Genomic DNA, 5,285 nt, shown 5'->3' with positions numbered 1-5,285 from the left:
GAGTTAGGAGTTAGGAGTTAGGAGTTAGGAGTTAGGAGTTAGGAGTTAGGAGTTAAAGATTCAAAACTGCTAACTCATAACTATTCACTCCTCACTTTTTCTTATTTCACCCTGGCGCGGAAGCGAACAAAACCGTAAAAATCTTTGGCTAAATTGGGTAAATCTGGACTCCGCGTGATGCTTACCACCACAGCTCCATTGGTGTTAGCACCACAGTATGATGGTGCTGGTTCGTTAGCAGCATAAAAACGTCCGCGATCGCTTGCATCCTCTATATTGGTGAGGTAAACTGTGGGACTACTAGAACCAAGGGCAAGGGCAATACCTTGATCTGCGACTGTTAAACCACCATCACCAGGAGTATTACCATTAAACGCAGTGGAAATAAAAGTAGTACTGCTAGGTACTAAGTCGCAGAATTTAACGTTAGTAGCATTACTTGGGCCCTGGGAGAGGAAGTAGATAGTGTATTCCAACTCATCTCCTGGTTTGACGGTTCCAGCATTGATCAATCCCCGCAGGTAGCCAGCCGGCCATGTAATATAGTTATCATCAGAGGCGAATGGTTCTGGGACATAATTAGCAGCAGTAACAGCAACGTTGCTCAGACCATCGACAATATCGGTTAAATCTTGGTTATTGATGCGGGTGATGCGTTTCACTAACAAAAGCTTTGCATTCACAGCAGTAGCACCGTTATTACTTTCCCCAACACTGGTAACACGATTAGCTATAGTATCAGTGTCTCTAGTTGGTAGGTAATTTGTACACCGTGTGCTAGAGTTCCCACTGGTGGTTGCTTCCCAGCAAGCACTGACATTAGTATCCTGGCCATTGGGGGTCAAGCTGATAGATTGTCCATTGCTAGCTCCAATTAAGGAAGACTGATATGTGTTGTCCCAAAGATTGAGAACACTTGCAGGAGGTGTATTAACCTCACTACCACTGCCATAGGCAATATAGTCAATAATTTTATCCTGATTATCGTACAACCAAATATCATCACCGGAGTTGTTGAGTTTGGGAGTCTGTCCCAACCAAGCTTGGAAAGCTGCTGCTGTGGCTTGATGATTGGCGTTGTTATCCCCAATCCAAATCACAGCATATTGCCCCGGTTGTAAAGTTGTGCCGTTAGGAAATGTATAAGTAAAGCCATTAGTACCATCATTATCACTAGCAGTCAGGTGTCCATCTGCTAACTTCAAACCACTCAAATCTACAGGTGAAGAAGAAGCATTATAAAGTTCAATAAACTCATCATTAGTGTTAGTCGCAGTACCAGTTTCACTATACAAAACTTCGTTGATCATAATTTTGCCAGCGCTGGGTGAAACTATATCAATGATGTTCAATGGAGTTGGTGCAGTTTGACCAGGATAATAAGTCCATAAATCCAGCCCTTTGGTATCTCCAAAAGAGCCGTTGCATGATGTCCCAGCATTACCAGCGTTACCATTCTGACCAAATTTCCGGTCATTGCTAGCGGTGTCAAAACCATTAATTGGGTCACTGAAGGCTGGGTTTGGTGGATTAATTCCACAGAGTACTTGACCAGTAGTACCAATTTGAGTGCCACCGATAGTTTTATAACCGCGATCGTCGTAAAATCCTCTACTGTTGCCTATGGGGTTAGTAGCATTCAGCATTGTAATGGTAGGGCCACCAGTAAAATTATTTTCCGCATCCAGCAAGGGAAAGTGATATTCACCTCCATAAGTTCTGACACGAACTTTGTAATCACTGCCAACCGGGAAAAAATTGCCACTGTTATCTTTACCATCCCAACTAATCGCTTGCTGTCCCGTTGTAGCCATAATCCCTCGCAGAAGACGGTTTTGGGAGTTGCTGGGATCAAAATTGCTGCCGTCTCGGCTGATAATGAGTTCGTAAGTGCCTGTGACGTTGCTATCAAAAGATAAAGTACCGCCTGTGCCAAAAGAACTGTTATTTCCTAAAACCGTACCGTTGAATTGTAAATTACTAATAAGAGGAATAATTGGGCTAAGGGGAGTACCAGTTCCTTCTAAAGTGCCATCTCGTTTGTAACGGTCAACGTATGGAAGCACGTTGGTGTCGATGGAGTTGAAAAAAGTAGCGTATTGGGGACGAGCCAAGCTAACACCACCTTGGGGATTTGCCAGCTGACTATCTGCCCCTAGTATATCGTGATACAGGGGTGATATCCCGTCACTGTCAAAAAAGCCAGTTTGATTACCATAGAGAACGAATCCATTCGGATCTGTGCCTCTGAGTTCTACTTTATATCGGAATCCATCTGTGGTTACTGGATAGACCGGGAAGTTGAGATATCGACCGTTATTACCCGTAAATAAAGCTAGATAATAGCTAAATAACCGCCCGTTAAAGTCAGTTATTGAAGTTTGATCGCTACTTCGTACCGTTACATCCCAAGCTGCAACACTAGTTCCTTGTTGAGTACCAAAGTTGTTCCCACTACTCAAATTAATTTCACCAGTAGGAGCGCCATTAGCGGAAGAGTTACCCCCATCAGGCCCGTAGAAAACTATGTCATAAACTCCAGTGGATGGAGCTTGGTAGTAGCAGGGAATATAGCCGTTGGGATTACCTCCGCCAGAAATAGCACGGGGGCCATTTAACTCCTGTTGGCGAGTTGAGATGAAGCCCCGCCCAGCTTGAGAAGTACACACAAAATCTGCTGTGCCAGGAACAGTTTCACTGCCAATACTGCCACTAACACGACCGGGGTTGTAAACGCGGATATTACCGTTATTTACCCCAACTGCACTGGAACCCAAAAGAATATACTCATCTTTATTGGCATAGACTTTCAGCAAAGTTCGTCGCAGCACAAGACCGCCATAAGTATCAGTACGCCACTCTAGATTAGCTCTGCTACTGCTGGCTGGGGCGCCACTGGGATATAGGGTGCGACTACCTTCAGCCTGAGCAGCTTGTATGCCAAAACTCAGGGTGCACAGTGAGAGAGCAAGGCTACTTAGTAGTTTTTTATAACGGTTGAGGGGGTTGTGATTGACCGCTAAAAGACATTTTAACAGTAGACTCATTTATGCTTCACTAGCTCCTGATTTTAATTGAATGAGTGCAATGTCTGCGACAAGGCACTCTGTGTCTACGCAATACTGTATTCACCGAGTAAGGCAAAAGTGGCGATCGCTTACTTTTAGGTTGCCCAATATATCCGAGAACCTACCATCTTGATTCACATTCACTGTGGCGTAGTTTACCCACCGTAGACATCGCTCAGACGGGCACAGCAATGCTGTACCCGTCTGGTATGGTCTATTTACCTGAAAATGGCCTTGAGAGTGGGACGCTGCGTGAAGGGCTTTTGTTTTGCAGTAGGCAGACTAAATTATATGTATGATCATAGAGAATTGGCTTTAGCAGTTAGCTTCACTAAGTGATCTAACTCTTGCTGCATCTGACTAACAACTAATTCATAACATTCATTGACATAGTGGCGATCGCTAGCTGCTTCTCGACCGTAGCGTTCAAATACAATTGGCGGACAAACCCGTGTGTACATGGGCACAGGTAATGGAATGTTGGGCAACGGGCCAATTGCTAATCCCCAAGGTAGTCCAAGATAGATCGGAAAAACTTCCGGATCAATCCCCAACAGCCAAGGCATTCCCCACTCATGGAGTTGCTGCACAACTTTGTAAATGTCAGCAAGCACAATTAGCGTATCGTGAGCGCCCCAGGAAATCACAGGCACAATCGGCACATTTTCCCGTAACGCTAACTTGATAAATCCTTGCCGCCCTGCAAAGTAGATTTTGTTACGTAAATAACACGGTCGAAAGACATCTTCGGCTCCACCTGGATAAACTAGCACACTAGCTCCAGAGTGCAAGGCGGTATAAGCCATTTTCGGATGGGCAATAATTGCTCCTGCCTTGGCGGCCAGTTGCGCTAGTGGCGGACTAACCTGCCAAGCTTTGGGATGCATCAAACCATAAATGGGTTGCTCCACACCAAATCGGCGGAACCAGTCGTACATCATCATTGCCATGTCGGGTGCAGCGAGTCCCCCATTGTGCGAACCGACAAATAGAACTTTTTGTTGGGGCGGAATGTTATCCCAGCCACTAGTTTGAACTCGGAAATAGTAGTGATACAAAAAGCCAAACAGGGGCATAAGAGATTCTATGAACTTTGGATCTCGCTCATCCAAAGACCAACCGGGTTTTTTGTTTAAGAGATGTTGCTTTTTTGACATCGATGCATTTTAACAGGATTGGCAAAGGTCAAACAATCCTTTGTAGGTATGATTAGTTTTGCTCTATGCACAAAACCTGATTCCTCTAAAGACTTTATTAAATACTTTAAGTCGATTTTTCCTCTAGCAGTAGCGAATTCCAACATAATTACTTCTGCTAGGTCTTTGACTTTCTTTGATTTTTGGAATCCCATCGGCTTTTGCCGTGGGAGGATGTCAATCGTAATATATCAAAACTGTTGGTTTTAAATGCATTGTACTATGTTGTACTATAATGACTGATTTTCCTTAATTGCGATCGCATAATCATTGCCACATCACGGCGATTATTTTGGTGATGAGGATGGAGTGATTGCTGGTTTTGAACGCTGTTGTTGGTAAAAACCCAAAACTTTTTGAAGATATGCAGCAGTAAATCCGCTGTTGCAGCCTGTATAGTTACCAGTCATCCACCAACAACCGACGCCACGCACAGCGGCGGTTTCATTATTGCTGCTGGCTATAAACTGCTTATTTAACTCTCGGCGGGTGATACAGGATATAACTTGGCGTGCTGTCGCAGGGCTGTTTTCAAACTGCGTCGGTGTTAGTTCTTTTTTGAGACAATGTTTCGACCAGCCTTTTAAGGTTTCTGGTTTAACTTGCCATTCACTGTAAAGTCCATCATTTGCAATGCGGGTCTGCGGTGCAGCTAGTCGCAGCGCCTCTACCATCGCCGCGACTTGGGCATCAGAAACCTGTTGTTGTGCTTGAGCCAACAATGATGACAGTCCAAAACTGACAATCACTCCACTAAGTAGTAATCCTATGGGGTTTTTCCTCATGATTTTGGAATTATTTTTATATACCAGTATGTAGGATACTACGTTTTTACACTTAGCTATTCTCAAAGATTAGATTGAATTGAGGACTGGGGAAGAAGCAAGGGAGCAGGGAGAAAGGGAGAAAGGGAGAAGAGTTTTCCCCTCTTCCCCCCGCACCCCGCCCCTCTGCCTCTTCTCCATGCCCAATCCCCAATCCCCAATCCCCAATCCCCAATCCCCAATCCCCAATCCCCAAT

The 5,285-nt window shown here is 44.7% G+C and carries 4 protein-coding genes; all 4 read right to left on the bottom strand.

Annotated features, from left to right (window positions below):
- Window positions 1-101: 101 nt before the first annotated feature.
- Entirely contained in the window at window positions 102-3,047 is a 2,946-nt protein-coding gene (locus ABF638_RS36530) for a lamin tail domain-containing protein (protein ID WP_435027643.1), read from the bottom strand.
- Window positions 3,048-3,367: 320 nt separating this feature from the next.
- Complete coding sequence (locus ABF638_RS36525) at window positions 3,368-4,225, bottom strand: lysophospholipid acyltransferase family protein (protein WP_435027642.1); 858 nt, start codon at window positions 4,223-4,225, stop codon at window positions 3,368-3,370.
- Window positions 4,226-4,551: 326 nt separating this feature from the next.
- Window positions 4,552-5,049 carry a hypothetical protein gene (locus ABF638_RS36520; RefSeq protein WP_435027641.1) on the bottom strand — a complete coding sequence of 166 codons (498 nt, stop codon included), beginning with the start codon at window positions 5,047-5,049 and terminating at the stop codon, window positions 4,552-4,554.
- Between the two features lie 52 nt (window positions 5,050-5,101).
- The coding region (locus ABF638_RS36515; RefSeq protein WP_435027640.1) for a hypothetical protein at window positions 5,102-5,285 on the bottom strand (184 nt) is incomplete at its 5' end.

The sequence above is a fragment of the Nostoc sp. CALU 1950 genome (genome assembly GCF_051172895.1).
Taxonomy (GTDB): domain Bacteria; phylum Cyanobacteriota; class Cyanobacteriia; order Cyanobacteriales; family Nostocaceae; genus Nostoc; species Nostoc edaphicum_A.
This window is presented reverse-complemented; position numbering and strand designations above follow the sequence as displayed.

Bases quoted from the DNA above. Each gene is read 5' to 3' on its own strand.
- ABF638_RS36530 (WP_435027643.1), bottom strand. From the start codon at position 3,047: ATGAGTCTACTGTTAAAATGTCTTTTAGCGGTCAATCACAACCCCCTC.
- ABF638_RS36525 (WP_435027642.1), bottom strand. From the start codon at position 4,225: ATGTCAAAAAAGCAACATCTCTTAAACAAAAAACCCGGTTGGTCTTTG.
- ABF638_RS36520 (WP_435027641.1), bottom strand. From the start codon at position 5,049: ATGAGGAAAAACCCCATAGGATTACTACTTAGTGGAGTGATTGTCAGT.